Source organism: Pseudomonas sp. MAG733B, assembly GCF_036884845.1.
Classification (GTDB): domain Bacteria; phylum Pseudomonadota; class Gammaproteobacteria; order Pseudomonadales; family Pseudomonadaceae; genus Aquipseudomonas.
Genome location: NZ_CP145732.1, coordinates 5,036,647 through 5,054,669, shown reverse-complemented (window position 1 = coordinate 5,054,669; position 18,023 = coordinate 5,036,647). Strand labels below are relative to the sequence as shown.

Sequence of the window (18,023 nt, the reverse complement as noted above, 5' to 3'; positions counted from 1 at the left end):
AAGGGTTCGCTGTAGATCGAGTGAATGGGCGGCATGATAGCGGGAAAGGGAGATTGCCTGTCAGGCTGGCTCCCGAACTTCCACCAACTGCCCCAACCGGCTGCGCGTACGCGCCAGATCAATCGCATCACCGTCCAGGCTTTCACGCAACGAGCGTTGGCCGAGCAGGATCAGGTGCTTGTCCTGATCGTACAGAACGTCCACCAGATTGATGAAACGCTGCTGGGCGGCAATCGAACAGTCCGCCAGGTTCGGCAGTTCATCGATGATCCAGTGATCGAAGCGTCGGCACAATTCCAGATAATCCATGACTGCCGTGGGCTGATCGCACAAATCGCTGAAGGTAAAACCGATGGTGCGCCCTTCACAGTAGCGCGCCGGCAAGTGGCGCGTACCGACCGGCAAGGCAATGGCGGCGGCATCGGCGTCAGGCAGGTTGGAGGCCTGACGCTGCGCCTGCGTGGCGGGCCAGACGTACTTACCTTGAGTGAACAATTGCTGCGCGTGGGTTCTGACCTGACTGCGGTAGTCGTGCGGCCCGCCGACTTCCATCACCTGCATGCGCGCATTGATCAGGTCGATCACCGGTTTGAAGCGCGCATGGTACAGCGGATTGGGCAGCAGGCCTTCCGGTGGGTAATTGGAAGTGACCAGCAGCAGGATGCCTCGGCGGAACAATGCCTTGAACAGCCGCGTGATCAACATCGCATCGCCGATGTCATGGACGTGGAACTCGTCGAAACACAACACCCGGCAATCACGCAGCAATTCATCGAGGGTGGTCGCCAGCGCATCCGGCTGATCGCGATGGCGGAACATCCCTTGGTGCAGGCAGGCAAAAAACTCGTGGAAGTGCAGGCGTTGTTTTTCCGCAAGGGGAATGGCCTGGAAGAAACCATCCAGCAGCCAGCTCTTGCCACGGCCTACGGCACCATGCAGATAGAGCCCCGGCAGGGTTTTCGCCGCAGCGCCCGTCAGCGTCGTGGCGTGTTGCGCCATGCAGTCGATCACGCGTTGCTGGCTGTGACTGAGGGTGTAGCCCTGGGCATGGGCCTTGTGGTGAAAGTAGTCGTGGATGAGCCGACCGGTCGCAGGCGCGGCCGAGGCTTTGCCGAACAGGCGGCGAAGTGACGGCCAGCGTGGTGTGAGACGTGAACGGTTGGGCGGTCGAACGGCCACTGGATGTCACCCCGTGATCTTCAGGCAGGCTCCCCGAGCTGCGGCGGCGTAGTGTAACCAGAGCGATGAATGTGCTTCCAGTTGTGTCGATTGAATTCGGATGTAATTGGACGGAATACTGCGGTGTGTACAGCTTATAACCCGTAGCCGTCGAGGCTTTTGGCGGTAGTGGCACTATAAAATCACTGCTTTTCATGGATCCAATTATCGTTAGCTGACTGGCGATTTCCCGATGCATTGCTAACCTGACTTCTACAAGACACCCCTCAAAAGGAATGGGGCCGTGAATGGACGTGTGGTGTTGGCAGTCTTGGGCGCAGGGCTCAGTGCGACAGTATCGGCCGCCGAACTCCAGGTGGAGGTACGGGTCGATGTGCAGCGCGGCTGTCAATTGGTCGGGCAACAACGCAGCGCAGGAATCGAGCAACTGGGCGTGCTGGACTTCGGCAGCACCGCGCGTCTGGATGATCCTGCCGGGCCATTGAGCGCCGCGCTGATGAACGAGCGCTTGCCACGGCTCGAATGCAACCCCGATACCCCTTATCAATTACGCGTGGATGGCGGCCTGCATGGCGGCGTCGGCGACGTGCGCTACATGGCGGCTAACGCCGAGCACAGCAAACCCATTCCCTATCGGCTGTATCAGGACCCGGCGCGGCGTATTCCGCTGGCGGTGGATGTGCCGATGAGCGGTCGCGTGCCGGACAGCGGCTCGGTGGATTTACCCTTGTATGCGCGCATCGAACCCTTGGCGGACATTGTGCGGGTCGGTCGCTATTCGGATCTGGTGAAGGTGACGGTGAGCTGGTGAGTGGATTGGCAGCAAACAATCTGGCGGAGCCCGATTGTGCAGGGAAGGAGGTGTTCGCGAGCGAACGACCGTGTGTTTAATCCTGAAGGAATTGGGATTGGTGTGATGACAATCGAGTTTTGCAGGGTTATCGCCATAGGCGCACTGCTACTGACGGGCGGTGTCGCGCAGGCCGCAATCAGCGGGCAGATTCAGGCGCGGCTGACCCTCATCGCCGGTTGCGAAGTGACTAACGGGGCCAACCCCGATAGCCCGGTCGCCGACTTCGGCACCCTCGATTTCGGCCAGCAAGGCCCGACCTGGAACAACCCGATCAAGGCCAGTCTCGGCGACGAAGCCAGCGGCAAGCTGAACGTTGCCTGCAACCCCTCGGTCACCGGTTTCACCGTCACCATCGACGGCGGCACTCACGGCGACGGCACCACCCGGCGCCTGAGCAATGGCAGCCAGACCATCCCTTATCAATTGTTCCTCGATGCTTCCGGTAACCGCAGCTACAGCATCGGCCAACAACACAATTTCGCTGTTACCAGCGGGGCGCAGATACCGATTCCGGTATTCGGCTCGGTGGTGGCGAATACCCGCGCGCTACCGGCCGGTGTCTATACCGACACCCTGACGGTGACGCTCGACTGGTAACCCCGTAGAGGACGGACACCATGCGTACGTTTGCATCAAGGATCGGATTGTCATTGCTTGGCCTGACGCTGGCGTCCAGCGCAACGGCCGCCACCACGGTCACCGGCCAGATCACTTCCAGCCTGATCCTGACCAGCAGTTGTCAGGTCAACGGTGTCGGCGGCTCCACCAACCTGAACTTCGGCGCGTTGAATTTCGGCACCGCCAACAGCCTGTTCACCTCCGCCAGCGGCCAGGTGCTGGGCGGTGGCGGCGGGGCGCTGTCGATTCTCTGCTCCAGCGGCACCACGCCGACGGTCAAGGTCCGCGCCGGCGCCCATGACGGGCAATCGGCGGGCGGTACCCGAGCGCTGTATGACGGGGTTGCCAACTACGTGCCGTATGACTTGTACACCGATGCCGGGCACTCGCAGCTGCTGGCGATTGACGGCGTGATCAACCTCGCCCCCAGCACCGGGGTGGCGCAGACCGTGAACATCTACGGCCAGGCGCTGGGCAAGGCTGGTTTGCCCGCCGGTACTTACACCGACACCGTCGCCGTCGAACTGACGTTCTAGCGCCATGGCCCGCCATGCTTGTGCGGCGTTTCTGCTGCTGTGCGCAGGCAGTGTGCCGTTGCCGCTGGCGGCGGTGACCAGCCAGAGCTTCCAGGTCAGCGCCACGGTGACCGCCGGTTGCCTGGTGGTCGGCGGCGTTTCCAATTACGGCAGCCTGAATTTCGGCAGCCGTTCAGCGCTGGCCACCGGCCCGGTCCAGGTGGCGTTGACCGGCGGGGTGAAGTTGCAATGCACGCCGGGGGTGACGCTGAACATGAGCGTCGATGGTGGTCAGTACAACAACGGCGGGCGACAGATGCAGCTCACCACCGGCAGCAACCGGGTGGCGTATCAGTTGTTTCGCGATGCGGCGTTCAGCCAGGTCTTGGGAATCGGCCAAAGCGTGGCAGTGGCGTACAGCGACGCAAACAACATCAGCCTGCCGATCTACGGCCAGGTGCAGTTACCGGGCAATCAGCCGGGAGGAACCTACAGCGATGTGCTGCAAGTGCAGTTGTCGTGGTAACGGAGTGATTTGAACAAGGAGCAGGTGTATGTGGTTACCGGTTATGCGATGCACGTTGTCGGCGGTGCTGTTGCTGGGAGTGGCCAAGGTGCAGGCGGCCAGTTCGGTGCTGATCTGGCCGATCGATCCGGTGCTGGAGGCCGATCAACAGGCCAGCGCCTTGTGGCTGGAAAATCGCGGCAGCGAGACGGCCAATCTGCAGATCCGCGTGTTTGCCTGGAGCCAGAGCGGCTTCAGCGATCAATACCAGAATCAGCGCGACGTGATCGGCAGCCCACCTGTGGCGAAGATCGAACCGGGCCAGAAGCAACTGGTGCGCCTGACGCGAACCCGGGATGTTCCGCCGGGTCAGGAGCTGGCCTACCGGATCATCATCGATGAAATTCCCTCGGCGAAACCACCTCAGGCGGATGACGGCAAAACCGCGGCGGCGATTCGTTTCCAGATGCGCTACTCGGTGCCGTTGTTCGCCTATGGCGCAGGCCTGTGGAGCAAGGAAGACACCACCCGCCAGCGCGATCCGAAAGGCATCGGCCTGCCGAACCTGACCTGGCGCACGGTGGCCGTGGACGGCAAGCCCTATGTGGAAGTGCGCAACCAGGGCGCGGTGCACGCGCGGCTGACCGATGTGGCACTCAAGCAGGGCAGCCAGACCAAACCCTTGGTTGAAGGACTGCTGGGCTACGTGTTGCCCGGCGCCATCATGCGTTGGCCTGCGCCCGGTCCGGTTGCCGGCGAACCGGCGTTGCAGGTGCGGGTCAATGGCGCGTCGCAGGTGCAGAGTATTGCGCCAGCGCGATGAAGGCCGGATGAGGTAAAGGAGTCAACAGTCCAATGACGGACAAAAAGTAGTAATGAACCAGGGTTGGGCTCGCAGTGTTCAGCGTCCGTTGTGGGCCGTGGGTTGGGTGTGTTGCCTGGCGATCGTTCATCACGCAGAGGCCGGCGACCTGCCGCCTCCGCCCAGCGGCATGGAGGCTGTGGCCGATGCGCAGTTGTTTCTGGAGCTGGTGGTCAACCAGATGAACACCGGACGAGTCGTCGCGGTCGAGCAGCGCAACGGGCAGTTTTTCCTCCCGGCCAGTGCATTGCGCGATACCGGAATGAAACTGCCGGCAGACATCGACACCGAAGTCGGCCTCGACAGTCTGCCGGGCCTGCACAGCGAGTACGACAGCAACGGCCAGCGTTTGCTGTTGGACGTGCCGCCGGACTGGTTGCCCGAACAGTTTGTCGGCCGCCGCGAGGCCTACCCGCGCACTCCGGCCCTGAGCAGTTTTGGCGCGTTGTTCAACTATGACCTGTACCTCAATGACACCGATGATGCCGGCACATACCTCGCGGCATGGAACGAAGTGCGGCTGTTCGACAGCTGGGGCACTCTGTCCAATACCGGGCAATATCGCCGCACGCTGTCCGGTGATGAAGTCAGTACGCTGAGCAATGGCTACCTGCGTTACGACACTACCTGGCGTTACTCCGATGATGAGCGGCTGCTGACCTACGAGGCCGGGGATCTGGTCAGCGGTGCCTTGCCGTGGAGCAATTCGGTGCGTCTGGGCGGGGTGCAGTTTTCCAGGGATTTCGGCGTGCGCCCGGATCTGGTGACCTATCCCTTGCCGCAGTTTGCCGGGGAGGCGGCGGTGCCGTCGTCGGTGGACCTGTTCATCAACGGCTACAAATCCAGCAGCGCCGATCTGCAACCCGGCCCCTACACGCTGACCAACATTCCCTTCATCAACGGCGCCGGCGAAGCCGTAGTGGTCACCACCGATGCATTGGGTCGACAGGTCTCGACCACGGTGCCGTTCTACGTCACCAGCAGCCTGCTGCAAAAAGGCTTGAGCGACTTCTCGGTGGCCGCTGGCACCTTGCGCCAGGATTACGGCCTGCGTGATTTCAGTTACGGCCCCGGCGTAACGTCCGGCAGCCTGCGTTATGGCCTGAGTGACAACTTCACCCTGGAAAGCCACGCCGAAGCCTCGGACGCCCTGAGCCTTGGCGGTGTCGGCGGCAATGTGCGCCTGGGCAATTTCGGTGTGCTCAACAGCGCCATCAGCCAAAGCCGTTTCGACGGTGAAAGCGGTCAGCAGATGAGCCTCGGTTATCAGTACAGCAGCCAGCGTTTCAGTTTTTCCTGGCAGCGCCTGCAACGGCGCGATCAATACACTGACCTGACGGTTGTCGACAACTCGTACACCACGCTCAGCACGCGCAGTGAACAGGCGACCCTGAGCGTGAATCTCGATACCTGGGGCAGCCTGGGCGCCGGGTATTTCGACGTGCGCGCGGCGGACGATTCGCGCACGCGCCTGCTCAACCTGACGTGGAGCAAACCGCTGTGGCGCAACAGCAGTTTTTACCTGTCTGCCAATCGCGAGATCGGTGACAGCAACTGGGCGGTGCAGGCGCAACTGGTGATTCCCTTCGACCTGCGCAGCAGCCTGGCCATCAGCAGCGAGCGCAGCAAGACCGGGCAAAGCCAACAACGCGTCAACTACAGCCGCGCCGTACCGACCGAGGGCGGGGTGGGTTTCAATCTCGGTTACGCCAAGGGTGATGGGGCGGATTACCGGCAGGCCGACCTGACCTGGCGCCTGCAATCGGTGCAATTGCAGGCAGGTGTCTACGGCACCAGCGACGCCGAAACGCGCTGGGCCGATGCCAGCGGTTCGCTGGTGTGGATGGACCGCCAGGTGTTCGCCGCCAACCGCATCGACGATGCCTTCGTGGTGGTCAGCACCGATGGCTATGCCAACATCCCGGTGCGCTACGAAAACCAGCAGGTCGGCCAGACCGATCGCAACGGCCATTTGCTCGTGCCGTGGAGCAGTGCCTATTACCGTGGCAAATACGAAATCGATCCGCTGAATCTACCGGCCAACGTGCGCAGCCCGAACGTCGAGCAACGCATCGCTGTGCGTCGTGGCAGCGGCTATTTGCTGGAATTTCCACTGAGCCGGGTGATCGCCGCGAGCATCGTGCTGGTGGACGCACATCAGCAGGAATTGGCCTTGGGCAGCGGTGTTTTGCACACACAGAGCGGCACGCAAACCGTGGTCGGTTGGGACGGCTTGGTGTACCTGGAAAACCTGCAGCCGCAGAACAATCTGCAGGTGACCCTGGCCGATGGCAAAACCTGCCAGGTGCAGTTCGCCGTGGACATGAACCAGGATCAGATCCCGTTGATCGGTCCGCTGGTGTGCCAATGAACATGGCGAAGTGGCTGATGCTGCTGGCGCTATGGCTGCCGGGATCGGCGTGGGCCTTGTGCTCGGTGGTCAGTACTACGCCGGCGGGATTCGGTTCGCAGAGTTCGATTGCCGTGCGCACCACGTCGCAGCCCAGTTCCACGCTCAACGGTGGCTTGAGTTGTACCGGTTCGCTGCTGTCTTTGCTGACGACCAATGATCATTTTTATGCCACGGTCACGTCGACCCAGAGCGGCTTGCGCGGACCCACCGGCGATGTCATCGGCTACACGATTTACGCCAACAACAGCACCAGTTACCCGCTGACCCGTGGCACGGCGTACGACTTTGCCCGCAACGGCATCATCGATGCCTTGGGTCTGCTCAACGGCACGGTGCCGAAAACCGTGCCGCTTTACCTGCGCACCATCGTTGGCAGCAATGTCGCGGCCGGGGTCTACAGCGAAACCCTAAGCATTTTCTGGAGCTGGAATTACTGCTCCGGTATTGGCATCGGTGACATTTGCCTGGGGCGCGATATCAGCAGCGGCACCACCACGCTGACGGTGAATATGACGGTGGCGAATGACTGCACCATCACTGCGCCGAACATTGCGTTTGGCAGTGCGCCTGTGGTCAGTGCGTTTGCTCCGGTCACTGGGCAGACCATCAATCTGGCGTGTACCAAGGGCAGTGCGTATACCGTCGGGTTGGGGGACGGGCAGAATGCGGTCAGTGTCGGGGGGCGGCGGCGGATGGTGTCTGGGGGGAATTTTCTGGCTTACGATATTTTCAAAAGTGCCGGGGTGACTCGCTGGGGCAATGTGGGGAGTGCGCGGCGGGCGAGTACGGATGCCGAGGTTAATCCTGGGAATGGGTTGGGTACAGGGAGTCAGGTTTTTAATTACAACGCGAAGGTTTATACGGATCAGGTGACGCCGCCGGCGGGGACTTATCTGGATAGCGTTGTGCTTGATGTTGGGTTTTGACTTGGCGGCCTCTGGGCCGACCAGGTTCTTGGTTGATTGGGTACATATCCGTTGCTGCGGTAACGGCTTCCTATGGTTTCGCCCTTACGGCGACTCCCTTTTTTACAAGCGCCTAAAAAAGGAAGCAAAAAACGCTCGCCCCTTACGTACGGCACCTCGCTAGAGCTCGGTGTTCCTTCGCTCCGGCATTCATCCGGGGGCATCGCCTCCGGTCTGCTTCGCGACGACCTCCTCTCGATGTGTGCGGCTTCGCCGCACGGCGCTACGCGCCCACCCCCGGATAAACGCCTCCACTCAGCCTTCCGATGGGGCGGGTGGATCAAGATCAAAAGCGGCAGGCGAGCTAACGCTCGGCCTGTTGAGTGGTTAAAAGCGTGGGTGTACGCCGATCTTTTTTTGCTCTTCTGTGGGAGCTTGGCTTGCCAGCGATGGCGTCCTCACAGCCAACCAATCCCTTTCAGATACACCCAATCCAACTGTAGGAGCCAGCCTGCTGGCGATGGCGGCCTGACAGCCGACCTGATTTCTACGGATGTACCCAATCCAACTGTGGGAGCCAGCCTGCCAGCGATGGCGGCCTGACAGCCGACCTGATTTCTACGGATGTACCCAATCCAACTGTAGGAGCCAGCCTGCTGGCGATGGCGGCCTGACAGCCGACTTGATCTTGCGGATGTAATCACATCAAAAGATCGCAGCCTCGTTGCACTCGACAGCTCCTACAGAGAAACGCGCATGCCTCAGGAGCCAGGCCGGCCGGTAGGCCGCCTCGCGGTGCTGTTGCGGTAGTCGCCCCCTCGAGAGGCCGAGTGGAGGTTCTGCGCAGTGGGCAACCCGGCAAGGATGCCGGGTTAGCCGCCCCCGGCCATGGATGGCCGATGGCGGCGGGCCCACGGAGTAGGACCGGAGCGAGGGCATGCCGAGCCACAGCGAGGCACCGAACGTCAGGGGCAAAGCGCTTTGGTTACTTTCGCGCTCTTCGAAAGTGACCCGCTGTAAGAGCGGAACCATAGGAAGCCTTTGCCGCAGCAACGGATATGTACACCATCAAAAACAGCTCAACCCGACACAAAGCCATCGCTAGCAGGCTAGCTCCCACAGGGATTTTCTGTGCCCGTACAAACGCTATCTACCGCTCAATACTCCGATTCCACCGCGCATTCCACGCCGGGCGCTGTTCGTTGACCTGATCCCAATCCACCGCAATCGCCGTCTGAAGATACTGCTTCATCGCCTCAACCTGCCCACGGGTACGATCGGTCGTCGGGGTATTCGGGTTAGAAGGAATCTGGTCACCATCCTCAAGCGCCGCAGCCTGAGCCTCAGGCGTCAGCAGGAACGCCGCGAGTTTCTGCGCCAGTTCCGGTTGCGTGTTGTTGGCGATCGCACATTCGGCGACGTTGAGCACCACCGCGCCTTCCTTCGGCTGCGCGTACTCCACCGGCATGCCCTTGAGTTTCAGGGCGGTGACCTGGGTCGGCGTCAGCGGGAACAGCGCCGCTTCGTCGGTCTGGAGCATTTCGGAGATTTTTGCCGAGCTCGGAATGTACTCCAGCACGTTGCGCCCGACGCTGTTCGGCCAGGCCTTGAACCCCGGTTCGACATCGGTCTCGCTGCCGCCCTGAATCCGGTTGAACATCAGGAAACCATGCAAGCCGAAGGTCGAGGAGGCCATCGACTGGAACACCAGTTTGTCCTTGAAGCGCGGGTCGGCCATGTCCATCCAGGAGGTCGGCGCGCTCCAGCCTTTTTCCTTGAACAGGCGCGTGTTGTACGCCAGCCCCGTGACGCCAAGGCTGACGGCCACGGCTTCTTCCTTGATTCGTCCCTTGGCCGGAATCTGTTCCAGCGTCGGGCTGTCCTGGAGTTTGTCGCACAGGCCCATGGCGATCGCGCGGTACATGATGCCGTCATCGAGGAACATCACGTGCATCTGCGGGTTGCCCTTGCTGGCCTGGACCTTGGCCAGGATGTCGGCGGAGGTGCCCGGCACGATCACCACTTTGACGTTGTTGGCCTTTTCGAAGGCCGGCAGCACCTTGTCGGCGTAGAGCCGCTCCATGGTCCCGCCATTCATGCCCAGGTAAAGCGTCGGTTCGGCGTGGGCCTGGGTGACGGTGAGCAGGGCGCTCATGCAGGACAAACCGAGCAGAGCAGTGCGTTTGAAGTTTTTCATTGGCGCGACCTTCCTCTATCAAGCTACGGAAATGGAGTGAAACCGGGTGATGGAAAACGCATCCAGCGACGTCTTTGACGCGCCGCTACAGATGATTTCGGTGAGCGCCTGGCCCACCGCCGGGCCGATCTGGAAACCGGCGCCGGCAAACCCGAACGCATGCAACAGACCTGGCTGGGTACGGCTGTGACCAATCACCGGTTGGCGATCGGGCAAGTAACCTTCGGTGCCGCTCCAGGTGCGAATCGCCTGGGCACCTTCAAGAAACGGGTAGAGCTCGACGGCCTGGCGGAGGATTTCCAGCACCGCGCCTTGACCGGGGCGGGCGCGGGCGTCGTCGAGGGCAAAGCCCTGGCCACCGCCCAACACGCAATTGCCCCGCGCCACCTGACGCGCATAAATGCCGCCACCCTCGACGCCGGTGCTGGCGTTCATCACCAGCGGCAACGGTTCGGTCACCAGCATCGCCGGGTGCCCGGAATGCATCGGCACCGGCTCGCCGAATTGCGCGGCGAGGCTGCCCGCCCAGGCGCCGGCGCAGTTCAACAGCCACGGCGCGTGCAACTCCAGACCGGTTTGTGTGCGCACACGGAAGCGCTGACCGTCATGTTCAACCGCGTTCACCGCGCATTGTTCATGCACCTGCGCACCGTGACGCTGCGCCGCCCGGGCGAATGCCGGGGACACCAGCCGTGGGTTGGCGTGGCCGTCATCCGGGCAATACGACGCGCCCACCGCCACCTCGCCGACCCATGGAAAACGCGCACGCAATTGAGCGCGGTCGAGCACTTGCAGGTCGAGGCCGAACCCCTGGCTGCTGTCGGCATAGTCTTGCAGGGCGTGCAGATCGTTGAGGCTGCGGGCGAGTTTCAGGTGTCCGCTGCGCTGATATTCACCGTCGATGCCGATCAACTGTGGCAGTTGCGCCCAGATCGCATGCGCCCGTTGCGACAGTGGCAGTTGCGACAGCGGGCGGCCCTGTCGGCGCACGCCGCCGTAGTTCACACCGCTGGAATGCGAGCCGCAAAAATCCCGTTCCAGCAACGCCACGCGGCGACCAGCCTTGCCGAGAAACAGCGCTGCGGAGGCGCCGACGATACCGCCGCCAATGATCACTGCGTCGACGTCGATCATGCTTCGATCTCCAGGCCAAATGGCAACGGCTTGATCGGTGCCTGCGCCCGCAGCCGACCGATTTCGGAAACCGGGCGCTGGCTTTCGCGGGCAATGATTTCCGCCGCAGCGGTACCACACATGCGGCCCTGACAGCGGCCCATGCCGACCCGGCAGTGCGCCTTGACCCGATTGATTTCCCAGTGGCCTTCGCGCACGACTTGGCGAATGTCACCGGCACACACTTCTTCGCAGCGGCAGACCGTCACGTCATCAGCGACGTCGGCGGCCCAGTTGTCGGGAAAGGCAAAAGCACGCTCCAGACCCTGACGAAAATCGCCGATGCGTTGCAGTGCCTGCTCCAGTTGCGCGGGGCGTTGCGGCGGGATCAGGTAGCCGATGTCTTCGAGCAACGCCAATGCGGCTCGCTCGCCAGTCATTTCCGCAGCGTCTGCGCCCATGATCCCGGCGCCATCACCAGCCAGGTAGACCTCGGCGACACTGCTGCGTCCGGCGCTGTCACGAGTTGGCAGCCACGCGCGATTGAGCGGGTTCCAGGCGAACTCACAACCCAGCAAGTCGGCGAGTTGGGTTTCGCTGCGCAGGCCGTGGGCGAAAGCGACGGCGTCGCAGTCCAGCTGATGTTGGCCGTTAGAGTCGGACCATTTCAGCGACTGCACGCGCTGTTCACCGTCGATGCGATTCAGCGTTGCGCCCTGATGCACCGCGATGCCGTGGGCGGTCAGCCAGCCTCGGTAATAAATGCCTTTGGCCAGCGTGGCCGGTTGCGCCAGCAGGCCGGGCAGGGCGCGGGCCTGAGCGCTGAACGGCGAGCTGTCGAGCACGGCGGTAACCTTCGCGCCGGCCTTGGCGTATTGATAGGCGACCAGGTACAGCAGCGGTCCACTGCCGGCAAACACCACGCGCTCGCCGATGGCGCAGCCCTGGAATTTCAAGGCGATCTGTGCGGCGCCGAGGCTGTAGACGCCGGGCAGGGTCCAGCCCGGCACCGGGAGAATCCGGTCGGTGGCGCCGGTGGCGACGATCACTTTGGAAAACGCCAGTCGCCCGGCCCGGCCATCCTGCAACGTGTCGAGTGCGTCGTCCTCGGCGTTCCAGACCAGCGTTTCCGGGCGGTAATCCAGTTGCTCGCGCAGGATGTCGATTGTCTGGTGCAGCGCATTGGCCTTGCGCGCTTCGAAGCCATACAGCTTGACCGGCGAACGCTTGAAGTTGGCCGGCTGACGCCGATAAATCTGCCCACCACCGCGTGCCGCTTCATCCAGCAGAACCGGGTGTACACCGTGTTCGACCAACGTTTGTGCCGCGCGAATCCCGGCCGGCCCGGCGCCGATGATGACGACGGGTTTCATAACGATCGCCCCGGTTCGCGGCTGATTTGTTGTCCGGCTTCGAGCAGGGTCGAGCAGGCGCGCACCCGGCGGCCATCGCCCAGGCGCACCCAGCAATCCTGGCAGGCGCCCATCAGGCAGAAACCGGCGCGGGGTTCGGCGCTGAAGTCGCTGCCGCGCAGGTGTTCGCCGCAGGTCAGCACCGCCGTCAACACGGTGTCACCGAGCAAGGCGCTGGCCGGTTGGCCGTCGAGGGTAAAGTCCAGGGCCGAGCGGTCGCCTTCGGCCAGTCGTTTCAGCAGCACCATGGCGTCCTCATTGTTTCCCTACCAGAACCCGATCCAGGCCATAGACCCGGTCGAGCAGAATCATGGTCACCGCGGTCAGCGCAATCACCAGCGCCGACACTGCGGCCATCATCGGATCGATGGATTCGGTGGCGTACACGTACATGCGCACCGGCAGGGTTTGCGTGGCCGGCGAGGTGACGAAGATCGACAGCGTGACCTCGTCGAAACTGTTGATGAACGCCAGCAACCAACCGCCAGCGACACCCGGCAGAATCATCGGCAAAGTGATCTGCCGGAACAGCGTGAAACGCCCGGCACCCAACGATTGCGCCGCGTGTTCGGCACTGCGGTCCAGGCCGATGGCCGAGGCCAACACCAGTCGCAGCACATACGGCGTGATCACCAGCACGTGGGCGAAGATCAGCCAGGCGAAGCTGCCGTTGACCCCCATCAGCGCAAACAGACGCAGCAGCGCCACACCCAGCACCAGGTGCGGAATGATGATCGGTGACAGAAACAGCCCGTTGAGAAAGTCCCGGCCGGGAAATTCGAAACGAGTGATCGCCAGCGCGGCGGGTACGGCAATCAGGGTCGCCAGCGAGGCGGCGCTGAAGGCGAGGATCAGGCTGTTGTAGAACGCATCGACAAAATCGGCGCGCTCGAACACCGCACGGAACCAGCGCAGGGAAAAATCCGTGGTCGGCAGGCTCAGGGTGTTCTCCGGGGTGAAGGCCACCAGGCACACCACCACCAGCGGCGCGAGCATGAACAGCACCACCAGGGTATGAAACAACAGGGCGAAAGGACCGTTCCTGGACATGGCGAATTATCCCAATGACTTCTTGTAGCGGCCTTCGATCATGCGGTTCCACGACAGCATGATCAGCAGGTTGATGAGCAGCAGGGCCACGGCGATCGCCGCGCCCATGGGCCAGTTGAGCTCCGACAGGTACTGGTCGTAGATCAGCGTGGCGACCATCTTCAAGCGGCGTCCGCCAAGCAGCCCGGGAATCGCGAAAGAGCTGGCGGCGAGGCCGAACACGATCAGCGTTCCGGACAAAATGCCGGGCATCACTTGCGGCAGCACCACCTGACGAATCACCGTGAACTGACTGGCGCCCAGCGACAGCGCGGCTTGCTCGGCGGCGGGGTCGAGTTTTTGCAGCGAGGTCCAGACCGGAATGATCATGAACGGCAGCATCACGTGGACCAGCGCAATCACCACGGCAAACGGCGTGTAGAGCAGCTTCATCGGCGAGCCGCCGAATGCTTGCAACGTCTGATTGAACAGGCCATCGGCGCCGAGCAACAGGCTCCAGCCGAACGCGCGCACCACCACGGAAATCAGCAACGGCGTGAGGATCAGGATCAGGAAAATCGAACGCCACGGCGTGCCCATGCGGCTGAGGATGTAGGCCTCAGGGACGCCGATCAGCACGCAAAGCAGAGTGGTCAGCGCGCTGATCCACAAGGTCCGCAGAAAGATTTCATAGAAGTACGGATCGCCCAGCAGGCTGCTGTAGTGCTCGACGGTGAAGGCGTCGCCGTCGATCCCCGAGCTGTAGTCGAAGACGTTGAACGACAGCACCAACGTCAAGGCCAGCGGGATAACCAACAACCCGAGGTACAAGGCCAGGGCCGGTGCCGACAACCAGTAACCCTGGCGTCCTTGGCGGATGGCAGCGAGCGTACTCATGCCGTCACCTCGTCGACACTCAGCACGCGCAACAGCGCTGCGTCCCAATCGAGGCCGACGGCGGTGCCTTCGCTCAGCGGCGCCGAGCCATCGTTGCGGCGCACTACGCACAGTTCACCGAGGTTGGTTGATACGCCGTACAGCCATTGGCTGCCGAGAAAGAAACGGCTGGCAATCTTGCCTTGCAAGCGGCCATGTCCGGCGTCGCGCAGGTCGATTTTTTCCGGGCGCAGACTGAGGGTCAGATCACCGTCGCCACGACTGCACACCTGAACCACGCCGGCCGTGTCGCGTTCACCGGGCAACAGATTGGCCTTGCCGACGAAACCGGAAATGAACTCGGTGCGCGGGTGTTCGTAGAGGGTGTAAGGCGCGTCGATCTGGGTGATGCGCCCGGCCTGCATTACCACCACGCGGTCACTGATCGACAGCGCCTCGGACTGGTCGTGGGTGACCATCAGCGTGGTGATGCCGACTTCGCGCTGGATGCGGCGGATCTCGAATTGCATCTCTTCGCGCAGATTGGCGTCGAGGTTGGACAGCGGTTCATCGAGCAGCAGCACCGGCGGCTGGATCACCAGCGCCCGGGCCAGGGCGACACGCTGACGCTGGCCGCCGGACAGTTCCCGTGGGTAACGCTCGGCGTGCTGATTGAGGCGCACCAGTTTCAGCACCCGATCGACCCGTTGCTGGATTTCGGCGCCCGGCACTTTGCGCATGCGCAGGCCGAAGGCGACGTTGTCCTTGACGGTCATGTGCGGGAACAACGCGTAACTCTGGAACACCACGCCGAGGCCACGGCTGGCGGGTTTGGCGTGGGTGATGTCGCGACCGTCGAGCACGATGCGCCCGCTGGTGACTTCGACGAAGCCGGCGATCATTTGCAGGGTGGTGGTTTTGCCGCACCCGGAAGGGCCGAGCAGAGAAACGAATTCGCCTTTCTCGACTGAGAGGTCGGTGGCGACCACGGCGTCGATTTCACCGTAGCGTTTGCCGAGTTTTTCAAGTTGCACAAAAGCCATGCCTGCGCCTCCACCTGAGATTGTTATGCGTCGCCCGAGGGCGCGCTTTTTTGTATGGGCAGATACGAAAAGTTGTTGCGGGGTGCGATGGCGCTCGACTTCAGTCGGCTGCCGTTGTTGTTCGAATCACCCCGTCTGGACGCAGATTAGGTCGAAGACTAGGATGGGCTCAATGGCCTATTTCACTGAGGCGATGACTATTTTTAGTTTTATTCGATCAGTAAATTAATTGTCGAGAAATCACATGTCAGATTCCATTGAGCGGAATGAAAGTAAAAATGAAGTCGGAGTCGGGGCCGTCTCAAGACTGTTTGCGGTGCTGCGTGCGTTGGGCGATACGGTTGAGGGCGGGGAGCGGGTGACGCAACTGGCGCAACACATCGGTTTGTCGCAACCGACCACCCACCGTCTGCTGCGCAGCCTGATGGACGAGGGCATGGTCGAGCAGGATGCGCGCAGCAAACGCTATCGACTGAGCCTGGATTTTTTCGCCCTGGCCGCCCGCGCGGGCAACAGCGGCAACCTGCGCGAACTGGTGCGTCCGGCGTTGCTGCGGCTGTCGGCGTCGCTGGGTGATTCGTTGTTCTTGCTGGCGCGTTGCGGCTTTGATGCGATCTGTCTGGATCGCAGTGAAGGGCCGTTTCCGATTCGCACCTTTACCGGGGATATCGGCGGGCGCGTGGCGTTGGGCGTGGGGCAGGGCAGCCTGGCGATCCTGGCGTTTCTGCCGGAAGAAGAGCGCGACACGGTGATCCATTACAACCTGCCCCGGTTGAAGGATTTCCATCTGTACGACGAAGTGTTTTTGCGCTCGGAAGTCGAGAACGTGCGCAAGCTCGGTTATGCCGGGCGCAACACCGGCGTGTTGCAGGGCATGGCCGGGGTCGCGGTGCCGATTCTCGATCGTGAGGGGCGGGCGGTGGCGGCGTTGAGTGTGGCGACGGTGAGTGATCGCCTCGGGCCGGATCGCTTGCCGACGGTGGTGGACATGCTCAAGCGTGAAGCGGCGCTGATCGGGCCGCGGATCAATCCGTTTGATCCGTTGCTGCGCAGGCCTTCGCAGGTGTTTGGGCAGGGGTGAAACTGTGGGAGCCAGCCTGCTGGCGATGGCGGTCTGTCAGTCAACATTGCAGTGACTGTAAGGGCGCTATCGCCAGCAGGCTGGCTCCCACATAGGGATTGGTGTGTGATCAGAATTGCAGAGTCTGCCTCAGCATCTGCGCCGCCGGCGTATCGGTCGGGCTGACCATCGCATAGTTGTAGCCACCCCCGGACCAATACTCGGCCTGCAAACCGCCATCGCTGCGGCTGCCTCTCGGCAGCAGATAGTTTTTCGGCCCCGGCGGGCGCACGTAGAAGCTGATCTTTTGCCCGCCTTGATTCTTGTAGACCACCATTGCCGCCGGCCCTTGTTCGGTGCTGAGCAAGCGTCCGCTCACCGGTTTGAACCCGGCGTCGGCAAGATCGGGCAGGCGATTGGCCAGGGTGAAATAACGGTCGAGCCAGCCCTGCATGTCGCCGTCGTCACTGGCCTTGTAGTCGGCCGGCAATATTTCTTGCTGGGCAATCAGGCGATAGGCTTGCAGGGCATCGGTCATCGGTAGCTGAGCGCTGATGAAGGTCATTTGCCGAGCTTGCCAGCCGCCGAAGCCGCCGACGCTGACCGCAATCAGCAACACCGCGGCGCTGGCCAGGTGTCGCCGCGATTGGCGTTTGAGGCGCTGACGAATCATCGCCGGATCAAGCGCCGGGTTGGCGGTTTGCTGCAACGCGCCGCTGAGCGCCGCGCGCAGTTGCTGGGCGTCCTGCTGCCAGGCGCGGACCTGTGCGGAAACGTCCGAATTACTTGCAAGAAAAGTCTCCACCAGACGTCGGTCGTCTTCGTTGAGTTGATGGTCGACGTACGCGTGCAGGTCGCGCTCGCTTGGGGGCATGCTGATCATTTGAGTCTCCGCAGGGCTGGGCGGGTGATTTCGCCATCGCTGAGTTGGCGCAGGGCCTGGCGGGCCCGGGACAGGCGGGACATCACGGTGCCGGTGGGTACGTCGAGAATCTCGGCGACCTCTTTATAACTCAGGCCTTCGACCGACACCCAAAGCAGCAGAGCGCGCTGTTCGGTGGGCAGTCGGTCGAAGGCGTTGAGGGTCGATTGCGCGATGACGGTGCGCTCCACCGACGGCTGCGCATCGTCGCGCCCGGTGAAAAATTCGAGCATGCGTGCATAGCGCCGGGAACGTCGATGCGCATCGAGAAACTGTCGATAGAGAATCGAAAACAGCCAGGCGCGCAAATCACCGTCGGCTCGCTTGGCGCCCCAACTCGACAGCGCACGCTCCAGGCTGGCTTGAACCAGGTCGTCGGCGCTGCTGGAGTTGCGCGTCAACGACACGGCAAATCGCCGCAATCTGGGAATGATTTCTCTCAGTTGTTCGTCGATATCGTTCATGAAGTACTGACTAGTCACTACGCTGTGGACTAGGAAGACGCCCGGGACTGGAGGTTA

The 18,023-nt window shown here is 62.2% G+C and carries 18 protein-coding genes; 8 read left to right on the top strand and 10 right to left on the bottom strand.

Features of this window, described 5'->3' with window-relative positions:
- Positions 1 to 60: 60 nt before the first annotated feature.
- Entirely contained in the window at positions 61 to 1,179 is a 1,119-nt protein-coding gene (gene zapE / locus V6Z53_RS23090; protein WP_338581949.1) for a cell division protein ZapE, read from the bottom strand.
- A 283-nt stretch (positions 1,180 to 1,462) separates the two neighbouring features.
- On the opposite strand from zapE, the gene V6Z53_RS23085 reads away from it, so the two are divergent.
- From V6Z53_RS23085 to V6Z53_RS23055, 7 genes are all read left to right on the top strand, one after another.
- Positions 1,463 to 1,990 (top strand): spore coat U domain-containing protein, encoded by a 528-nt coding sequence (locus tag V6Z53_RS23085; protein WP_338581948.1) that lies wholly within the window; start codon positions 1,463 to 1,465, stop codon positions 1,988 to 1,990.
- 105 nt (positions 1,991 to 2,095) lie between these two features.
- A complete protein-coding gene (locus tag V6Z53_RS23080) occupies positions 2,096 to 2,629 on the top strand; it encodes a spore coat U domain-containing protein (RefSeq protein WP_338581947.1) in 534 nt (177 codons plus the stop codon).
- A 20-nt stretch (positions 2,630 to 2,649) separates the two neighbouring features.
- Positions 2,650 to 3,186, top strand: coding sequence for a spore coat protein U domain-containing protein (locus V6Z53_RS23075; protein WP_338581946.1), 537 nt, complete (start codon positions 2,650 to 2,652; stop codon positions 3,184 to 3,186).
- Positions 3,187 to 3,190: 4 nt separating this feature from the next.
- Positions 3,191 to 3,691: a spore coat U domain-containing protein gene (locus tag V6Z53_RS23070; protein ID WP_338581945.1), complete on the top strand. Its 501-nt coding sequence runs from the start codon at positions 3,191 to 3,193 to the stop codon at positions 3,689 to 3,691.
- Positions 3,692 to 3,719: 28 nt separating this feature from the next.
- A complete protein-coding gene (locus V6Z53_RS23065) occupies positions 3,720 to 4,493 on the top strand; it encodes a molecular chaperone (RefSeq protein WP_338581944.1) in 774 nt (257 codons plus the stop codon).
- A 52-nt stretch (positions 4,494 to 4,545) separates the two neighbouring features.
- On the top strand, positions 4,546 to 6,903 hold the full coding sequence (locus tag V6Z53_RS23060; RefSeq protein ID WP_338581943.1) for a fimbria/pilus outer membrane usher protein: 2,358 nt from the start codon (positions 4,546 to 4,548) through the stop codon (positions 6,901 to 6,903).
- On the top strand, positions 6,900 to 7,871 hold the full coding sequence (locus tag V6Z53_RS23055) for a spore coat U domain-containing protein (RefSeq protein WP_338581942.1): 972 nt from the start codon (positions 6,900 to 6,902) through the stop codon (positions 7,869 to 7,871). Before V6Z53_RS23060 ends, V6Z53_RS23055 begins: the two co-directional genes overlap by 4 nt.
- Before the next feature lie 1,129 nt (positions 7,872 to 9,000).
- Here V6Z53_RS23055 and V6Z53_RS23050 read toward each other — a convergent pair.
- Genes V6Z53_RS23050 through V6Z53_RS23020 form a run of 7 tightly spaced genes read right to left on the bottom strand, consistent with a single transcriptional unit; the run spans position 9,001 to position 15,520 of the window.
- Complete coding sequence (locus V6Z53_RS23050; RefSeq protein ID WP_338581941.1) at positions 9,001 to 10,047, bottom strand: ABC transporter substrate-binding protein; 1,047 nt, start codon at positions 10,045 to 10,047, stop codon at positions 9,001 to 9,003.
- Positions 10,048 to 10,065: 18 nt separating this feature from the next.
- Positions 10,066 to 11,181: an FAD-dependent oxidoreductase gene (locus V6Z53_RS23045; RefSeq protein ID WP_338581940.1), complete on the bottom strand. Its 1,116-nt coding sequence runs from the start codon at positions 11,179 to 11,181 to the stop codon at positions 10,066 to 10,068.
- Positions 11,178 to 12,533 carry an FAD/NAD(P)-binding oxidoreductase gene (locus tag V6Z53_RS23040; protein ID WP_338581939.1) on the bottom strand — a complete coding sequence of 452 codons (1,356 nt, stop codon included), beginning with the start codon at positions 12,531 to 12,533 and terminating at the stop codon, positions 11,178 to 11,180. The genes V6Z53_RS23045 and V6Z53_RS23040 overlap by 4 nt, the downstream gene beginning before the upstream one ends.
- On the bottom strand, positions 12,530 to 12,820 hold the full coding sequence (locus tag V6Z53_RS23035; protein ID WP_338581938.1) for a (2Fe-2S)-binding protein: 291 nt from the start codon (positions 12,818 to 12,820) through the stop codon (positions 12,530 to 12,532). Before V6Z53_RS23035 ends, V6Z53_RS23040 begins: the two co-directional genes overlap by 4 nt.
- Before the next feature lie 7 nt (positions 12,821 to 12,827).
- Positions 12,828 to 13,622, bottom strand: coding sequence for an ABC transporter permease (locus V6Z53_RS23030; protein WP_338581937.1), 795 nt, complete (start codon positions 13,620 to 13,622; stop codon positions 12,828 to 12,830).
- A 6-nt stretch (positions 13,623 to 13,628) separates the two neighbouring features.
- Positions 13,629 to 14,498 carry an ABC transporter permease gene (locus V6Z53_RS23025; RefSeq protein ID WP_338581936.1) on the bottom strand — a complete coding sequence of 290 codons (870 nt, stop codon included), beginning with the start codon at positions 14,496 to 14,498 and terminating at the stop codon, positions 13,629 to 13,631.
- The gene (locus V6Z53_RS23020; protein WP_338581935.1) at positions 14,495 to 15,520 is read right to left on the bottom strand and encodes an ABC transporter ATP-binding protein; all 1,026 of its coding nucleotides are present in this window, start codon (positions 15,518 to 15,520) and stop codon (positions 14,495 to 14,497) included. The genes V6Z53_RS23025 and V6Z53_RS23020 overlap by 4 nt, the downstream gene beginning before the upstream one ends.
- Before the next feature lie 244 nt (positions 15,521 to 15,764).
- Between V6Z53_RS23020 and V6Z53_RS23015 the strand changes: the two genes are divergently transcribed.
- Positions 15,765 to 16,601: an IclR family transcriptional regulator gene (locus V6Z53_RS23015; RefSeq protein WP_338581934.1), complete on the top strand. Its 837-nt coding sequence runs from the start codon at positions 15,765 to 15,767 to the stop codon at positions 16,599 to 16,601.
- Between the two features lie 109 nt (positions 16,602 to 16,710).
- On the opposite strand, the gene V6Z53_RS23010 is transcribed toward V6Z53_RS23015, so the two are convergent.
- The gene (locus V6Z53_RS23010) at positions 16,711 to 17,463 is read right to left on the bottom strand and encodes an anti-sigma factor (RefSeq protein WP_338581933.1); all 753 of its coding nucleotides are present in this window, start codon (positions 17,461 to 17,463) and stop codon (positions 16,711 to 16,713) included.
- Positions 17,460 to 17,966, bottom strand: a complete 507-nt coding sequence (locus V6Z53_RS23005; RefSeq protein WP_338581932.1) for a sigma-70 family RNA polymerase sigma factor — start codon at positions 17,964 to 17,966, stop codon at positions 17,460 to 17,462. Before V6Z53_RS23005 ends, V6Z53_RS23010 begins: the two co-directional genes overlap by 4 nt.
- Positions 17,967 to 18,023: the final 57 nt, after the last annotated feature.

What these genes read in the sequence shown, in the direction of transcription:
- V6Z53_RS23080 (WP_338581947.1), top strand. Translation starts at nt 2,096, where the DNA reads ATGACAATCGAGTTTTGCAGGGTTATCGCCATAGGCGCACTGCTACTG.
- V6Z53_RS23075 (WP_338581946.1), top strand. Translation starts at nt 2,650, where the DNA reads ATGCGTACGTTTGCATCAAGGATCGGATTGTCATTGCTTGGCCTGACG.
- V6Z53_RS23070 (WP_338581945.1), top strand. Translation starts at nt 3,191, where the DNA reads ATGGCCCGCCATGCTTGTGCGGCGTTTCTGCTGCTGTGCGCAGGCAGT.
- V6Z53_RS23065 (WP_338581944.1), top strand. Translation starts at nt 3,720, where the DNA reads ATGTGGTTACCGGTTATGCGATGCACGTTGTCGGCGGTGCTGTTGCTG.
- V6Z53_RS23060 (WP_338581943.1), top strand. Translation starts at nt 4,546, where the DNA reads ATGAACCAGGGTTGGGCTCGCAGTGTTCAGCGTCCGTTGTGGGCCGTG.
- V6Z53_RS23055 (WP_338581942.1), top strand. Translation starts at nt 6,900, where the DNA reads ATGAACATGGCGAAGTGGCTGATGCTGCTGGCGCTATGGCTGCCGGGA.
- V6Z53_RS23050 (WP_338581941.1), bottom strand. Translation starts at nt 10,047, where the DNA reads ATGAAAAACTTCAAACGCACTGCTCTGCTCGGTTTGTCCTGCATGAGC.
- V6Z53_RS23045 (WP_338581940.1), bottom strand. Translation starts at nt 11,181, where the DNA reads ATGATCGACGTCGACGCAGTGATCATTGGCGGCGGTATCGTCGGCGCC.
- V6Z53_RS23040 (WP_338581939.1), bottom strand. Translation starts at nt 12,533, where the DNA reads ATGAAACCCGTCGTCATCATCGGCGCCGGGCCGGCCGGGATTCGCGCG.
- V6Z53_RS23035 (WP_338581938.1), bottom strand. Translation starts at nt 12,820, where the DNA reads ATGGTGCTGCTGAAACGACTGGCCGAAGGCGACCGCTCGGCCCTGGAC.
- V6Z53_RS23030 (WP_338581937.1), bottom strand. Translation starts at nt 13,622, where the DNA reads ATGTCCAGGAACGGTCCTTTCGCCCTGTTGTTTCATACCCTGGTGGTG.
- V6Z53_RS23025 (WP_338581936.1), bottom strand. Translation starts at nt 14,498, where the DNA reads ATGAGTACGCTCGCTGCCATCCGCCAAGGACGCCAGGGTTACTGGTTG.
- V6Z53_RS23020 (WP_338581935.1), bottom strand. Translation starts at nt 15,520, where the DNA reads ATGGCTTTTGTGCAACTTGAAAAACTCGGCAAACGCTACGGTGAAATC.
- V6Z53_RS23015 (WP_338581934.1), top strand. Translation starts at nt 15,765, where the DNA reads ATGTCAGATTCCATTGAGCGGAATGAAAGTAAAAATGAAGTCGGAGTC.
- V6Z53_RS23010 (WP_338581933.1), bottom strand. Translation starts at nt 17,463, where the DNA reads ATGATCAGCATGCCCCCAAGCGAGCGCGACCTGCACGCGTACGTCGAC.
- V6Z53_RS23005 (WP_338581932.1), bottom strand. Translation starts at nt 17,966, where the DNA reads ATGAACGATATCGACGAACAACTGAGAGAAATCATTCCCAGATTGCGG.